We start from the raw sequence: 5,198 nt of genomic DNA on the forward strand, positions 1-5,198 counted from the left end.
CCCCCCGCCTCAGGGGAGCGCACGCGCCCCCCTGAGAACCCCCCGTGCGTATTTCTGGCAAGATGAAGGGGCAGGACGATGAGCGATCTGGCTGATTGGGTGGCGCCGGGATTGCCGCCGCGTGTGGCGTTGCAGGGGCGGTATGTGCGGCTGGAGCCACTGGTTCCCGCGCATGCCGAGGGGTTGTTTGCGGCCTTTGCCGAGGATTCAGCGGGCGAGATGTGGCGCTATCTGCCGCATGGGCCGTTTGCTGATCTGGCGGGCTATCGCGGCTGGCTGGACGCGGCGCGGCTGATGCACGACCCGCTGCACTTCGCGATCCGGATGGCGGACGGGCGGCTGGGCGGCTCGCTCAGCCTGATGCGGATGGAGCCGCGCGCGGGCAGCATCGAGACCGGCTGGCTTACTTTTGCACCGCGCCTGCAACGGACGCGCGAGGCAAGCGAGGCGGTATTCCTGCTGATGCAATGGGCCTTTGAAGCGGGTTACCGGCGCTTTGAGTGGAAATGCGATGCCGCTAACCTGCCTTCTCGCCGCGCGGCGGAGCGGTTTGGCTTCAGTTATGAGGGGCTGTTCCGGCGGGCGGGCGTGGTCAAGGGCCGCAACCGCGACACCGCCTGGTTTGCGGCGATTGATGCGGACTGGCCTGCGTTAGGTGCCGCGTTTGGCGAATGGCTGGCGCCGGAGAATTTTGATGGCAGCGGCCAGCAGCGCCAGAGCCTTGCTGTGCTGACCCGCCCGATACTGGCCACGCGCGACCCGGCGCTGGTGTGAACGGTGCGCTGATCAGCGACGCTGGCGCAGCGCCATCAGCCACATTCCCGCCAGCACGAAGGACAGCACGGCGTTCAAGCTGGCCATCGACAGGCCCAGCATCTCCCACGGGACTTCGTCGCAGCGCACCACCGGCGCGGCCATCACCCGGTCCAGCAGTTCTGCCGCGCTGAGATTGGCGAAATCGATGCTACCGGAACAGGCCGTCGGCCCCTCGAACCAGCCTCGCTCAACCCCGGTATGATAAACCCCGATCCCGCCCGAGGTTGCCGCCGCCGCCGCCCCGAGAACCGCGAGAACCGGCGTGGGCACCAGCCAGATCACGGCGCCCAGAACCATCGCCACCAGATGCGGCCAGCGCTGCCAGATACACAGCTGGCACGGCGCCATCCCCAGTGCATACTGAAAGAAAAGCGCCGCCAGCAGCAGCAGCGCTGACGCCAGCGCCGCCAGCATGGCCCAGTTAACCTGTTTCAAAGAAACCTCACCGAGTAGAATCCCAGAACCAGCAATAGGATAAACAGCACCGACAGCAACCCCAGCCAGCGCTCGATAAAATCACGAATCGGTGCGCCGTATCGCCATAGCAGCGCCGCAACGAAGAAAAAGCGCAGCGCCCGCGCGATGATCGCGGTGAGCAGGAAGGTTTCCAGCGGCAGCGCCGTCCAGCCGGACATGATGGTGATGACCTTGAAGGGGAAGGGCGTGACGCCCGCCACCAGAACCGACCAGAAACCAAGGTCATTGAACCGTGTGTTAAACGCCGCCACGGCGTCTGCCTTGCCCAGCGTTTCCAGCACCGGGCGGCCGATCGATTCAAAGGCGAACGCGCCGATCGCATAGCCCAGGATCCCGCCCAGAACCGAAGCCAGTGTCGCAACACCGGCAATCAGGAACGCCCGGCGCGGAACGGCGAGAATCATCGCGATCATCAGCACATCGGGCGGAACGGGAAACACCGAGGCCTCGATGAACGCGACGAAAGCCAGCGCCCAAAGCGCCCGCGGATGCGCCGCGAGCGAGAGTGTCCAGTCGTATAATGCTCTGATCATGTGCCCGCCGCTGTTCGCCACCGGCTTGCCCGACACAGGCCCCCTTCGTCAAGGTCCGAACCGCCGTGGTGGGCCGCAGCAGCCGCACGAAGACCCGTTGACGCATATGCAGGCGCAGGGTAATCCAAGCCCGTGCCCGAGTGGCGGAACGGTAGACGCAGGGGATTCAAAATCCTCCGCCCTAACGGGTGTGTGAGTTCGAATCTCACCTCGGGCACCAATTGTTTAGTGGGTTTGTTGGCGACATGCCGAATCGCATGCCCCTTGCATGCCCCACCTTCCTTTTTGAACCCCGCTTCGTTCCATGGGGGAATTCCTGAAGGAAGGTCCAAGTTGGTCCGCGACCAAGCTTCAGTGGGATGCGGTGCGGCTACTGGCAGCTCGAACGATGCTTCGTAGGCTTTTTCTCTGCCGTCCTGGGTAGTTCGGAAGAACGATGCAACATAGCCCCCCTTATCAGCGTCGATATTCCAGGAACTGGTCGGCCTTACGCCGATGCCGTCAGCCCCGGTTTGTCGGCAGGAACAACGCTTGATCCGCAGGCCGGAACAGGCGTTCTTGCCGCAAACGGCAGGCCAGGTGGTGAATGTCGGATGCACATGACCAGTTTTTTGCGCCACGGAATTGCTGCAAGAGATGAGAGGAGAAATAGCAAAGAATGACCTTATCCACTCAGGCTCTCCCACGTATCGGAAACATCATAAAGACTTCGCCACAAAGCAAATCAATTCTTGGGGTCTTGGATTCAATAGATCTCCATTTTTTCAAGTCCCATATCGACTGTACATTCATGATGAGGAGCCTCTGGAGGAGAGTTTTCACTACCGGCAATGCTGGCCGTTTTGGCATTCCCGGAGATTGACTACTGTGCTGACATGGAGCGTCAGATTGGCCATGGACGCTCGACCGCTTCGGGACAGACGCGCATCCAGTCTGGTTTCATCCACTTCGCACCAGATGGCCCCCGAATAGAACTCAAGCATGATCAGGGCTGGCGGTATTTAAACACCGGCGGCGCGCGTTATGCGCGTGCAGATTACACGCGCAACCTTATCCTGCTAAAAAGGAGATGTTTTGAGAACGTTCGCTGGAACGAGCAGTTGCGCTTTATGGGGGAGCACTTGGACTTCTATTTATCCTTGCGAAGAGGTGGATTGAAAGGAGCATTTACCCCTGATTTAATTCAGCTTCACTGGGATGACCTGAAGCGATTCTGTATAGATATGGGCGCTGAGAAATCATGGCGCGGTCGAGATACGGAAGAACGCCGACAAATGCAGAAGACCTTTGTGGAAACGTGGGGGAAGGTTCCAGAAGTCACATCAGCGCAGGTCTGGCAAGACAGGGTGCTGATGAATGCCCGGCGCGCGGCTCGCTGGGTTTTTGTGAAGGCGAGGGGGGTGCGTTGATGGGACTTAAGGGCCTGATCGTGGGTTGTGGCCGTTCCGGGACTGGCTTCGTCGCCAATTATTTAACAGACAATGGCTTACCGAGTGGACATGAGGACCTGTTCGATGTTTACGGTTGCCGGGTTTCGAATTCTGAACTCGAATACGAGAGTTCTTGGTACGCGGTGCCATATCTGCAGATATTGGATCCCTCGGTTAGGATTCTGCATGTGGTCAGGCACCCTGAAAAGGTTGCTGCCTCGTTTTTTCGCATCGGTCTTTTCGATAAACGTCCTTGGCAGCATATAACCAAAGGAAACGCTGTCAAGTTTGCCTCTGGTGCGCTACTCTCTCCGGGAGCAGCTGTTGAACGGATTGAATTCGTTCGGGCGCATCGGCGTTTCCTTCGTCGTCACTTGGATCTGCCGTTGATTTCAGACGAAATTATGAAGCTTCAGTCATATTGGGCGCAATGGAATAGTATAATTGAGCAGCAGGTTGAGGCGAAGGGATTTCCCTATCTTCGTGTAAAGATCGAAGACTTTAACAGCCGCAGGTCTGAAATCGACGCTCATTTTTCGCTGGATGGAAGTCGATCATCCAGTCTTCCTCGTAACGAGAAAATAGGCTACGTGCGCAAAAGCACACCGACTTTCTCTCCCACGTTGGAGACATTTAATTTGATGACCCGCTATGGTTATGACTGACGCAGAACAAAGCTGAATTAGTGACCATCGAACAAACCCTGATCCCCACCGCGTCGGCCTGGGCGTGGCTCGGTACAATATCGAGCACTATGGGGACCCTTTCCTCCTGCCGGTACTCGTTGAGAGGTGGTGCCCGAGATCCGAACAGCTGGGATAAGGGGACTTTCCGCGCAACAGCAGCACGATGCTGCGATCAAGGGTGAGAAGACGCTGATCGAGCGCAGGAATTCGATGTCCATCCCAACCAGATCAAGCAATGGCGAGACCAGTTGCGTGAGGGTGCTACCGGGGTCTTTGGTGAGGCCCTGACGGCCGATCCGGAACCGGCCATCGATGTGAGGACGCTGCATGCGAAGATCGGAGAGCTGACGCTGGAGAATGATTTTTTGCCCGGCGCGCGACGCACTGCGCGGTAAGCGCCACGGGTTCGAGCGAACCGCGCTGCGGGCCTATGCCAGCGTCTCGGAAGCCCGCGCCGGGATCTCGGGCATAGCGAATCAGCTATGTTGCGCTTTCTGGTTCAGTGATTCATTTTGGAGGCAATTGACGATAAAATGGAAACTTTTGGGGCCTCCGTCGCTGTCTCACACCAGCGAATGTCCACAGGGCGCAGGCCGCGCATGGTTGCGTTGCCCCAAAGGGGCTGGTTTCCGAGAAATTTTCAATTTCGGTGGATATTGTTGACGCTTCATATACAGTTTTCGCGCAACACCGGGTCTGCGGGCCGCGGCGCGGCAGGCATGTGACTCTATTGTATCTTATATGGAAACGGTGGGGCGAGGCATGCGATGCAATCTCCGCGCGACTAGGGCGTGTCACGTGTTGCCGAGAGTTGCGGCTTCCAGGTTGCGATTGGTAACATTTTAACACATTTTACAAACTTATTTTGTCTTTTGTATCTGAATCAGGTTAGTTACGGCGTTGTCCGAAGGGACTCAGGGTCATGGGGGTGACCGTGAGGGGAAGCTGCCACGGGTGTGGGGGGCGAAATCAGGAAGCCGCAGCGGTTTTGGCGGGGTTTCTGGTCTGTCCTTGCCTCTGCTTTTGCCGTGTTGGTCGTTTCCTGTCCCGCGTCAGCGGGTCGGGCATGTGTGTTCCTCGGAGCACGAAACAATTGTCTTAATCTGGTTCGCTCCGGCGAGCATCAGGAGTAGCTGCAATGCCCGATCGCGAAAACGAAACCCGTATCGAAGACCTGCTCGCCCCCCTCTCCGGCACCTGGCCCGGCGCGCCTGAAGGCGGCCCTGACGGCATTGTTCACGGGACTGATGAGGGTG

General features: G+C 58.6%; 5 protein-coding genes, 1 tRNA gene and 1 pseudogene. 5 read left to right on the forward strand and 2 right to left on the reverse strand.

The genetic code is table 11. From position 1 onward, the window contains the following. Positions 1-78: 78 nt before the first annotated feature. Positions 79-774, forward strand: a complete 696-nt coding sequence (locus V7Q53_RS22940) for a GNAT family N-acetyltransferase (protein WP_333831319.1) — start codon at positions 79-81, stop codon at positions 772-774. Positions 775-786: 12 nt separating this feature from the next. Here V7Q53_RS22940 and V7Q53_RS22945 read toward each other — a convergent pair whose 3' ends face one another. Further along, positions 787-1,251 (reverse strand): disulfide bond formation protein B, encoded by a 465-nt coding sequence (locus V7Q53_RS22945; protein ID WP_442954473.1) that lies wholly within the window; start codon positions 1,249-1,251, stop codon positions 787-789. Beyond that, on the reverse strand, positions 1,248-1,826 hold the full coding sequence (locus tag V7Q53_RS22950) for a YqaA family protein (protein ID WP_333831321.1): 579 nt from the start codon (positions 1,824-1,826) through the stop codon (positions 1,248-1,250). Before V7Q53_RS22950 ends, V7Q53_RS22945 begins: the two co-directional genes overlap by 4 nt. Positions 1,827-1,960: 134 nt before the next feature. Between V7Q53_RS22950 and V7Q53_RS22955 the strand changes: the two genes are divergently transcribed. The 4 genes and pseudogenes from V7Q53_RS22955 to V7Q53_RS22970 form a co-directional block, all read left to right on the forward strand. Then, positions 1,961-2,046: transfer RNA gene (locus V7Q53_RS22955), tRNA-Leu, on the forward strand. A gap of 610 nt (positions 2,047-2,656) precedes the next feature. After that, positions 2,657-3,235: a hypothetical protein gene (locus tag V7Q53_RS22960; RefSeq protein WP_333831324.1), complete on the forward strand. Its 579-nt coding sequence runs from the start codon at positions 2,657-2,659 to the stop codon at positions 3,233-3,235. Continuing rightward, positions 3,232-3,921, forward strand: coding sequence for a hypothetical protein (locus V7Q53_RS22965; protein WP_333831325.1), 690 nt, complete (start codon positions 3,232-3,234; stop codon positions 3,919-3,921). The genes V7Q53_RS22960 and V7Q53_RS22965 overlap by 4 nt, the downstream gene beginning before the upstream one ends. Before the next feature lie 209 nt (positions 3,922-4,130). Continuing rightward, positions 4,131-4,307 (forward strand): annotated as a pseudogene (locus tag V7Q53_RS22970) (transposase); the annotation flags it as partial. Positions 4,308-5,198 lie beyond the last annotated feature (891 nt).

It is taken from the genome of Pararhodobacter sp., from assembly GCF_036802785.1.
Lineage (GTDB): Bacteria > Pseudomonadota > Alphaproteobacteria > Rhodobacterales > Rhodobacteraceae > Pararhodobacter.

Excerpts from the sequence above, each read along its gene's own strand:
- V7Q53_RS22940 (WP_333831319.1), top strand. The coding sequence starts at position 79 with ATGAGCGATCTGGCTGATTGGGTGGCGCCGGGATTGCCGCCGCGTGTG.
- V7Q53_RS22950 (WP_333831321.1), bottom strand. The coding sequence starts at position 1,826 with ATGATCAGAGCATTATACGACTGGACACTCTCGCTCGCGGCGCATCCG.
- V7Q53_RS22960 (WP_333831324.1), top strand. The coding sequence starts at position 2,657 with ATGCTGGCCGTTTTGGCATTCCCGGAGATTGACTACTGTGCTGACATG.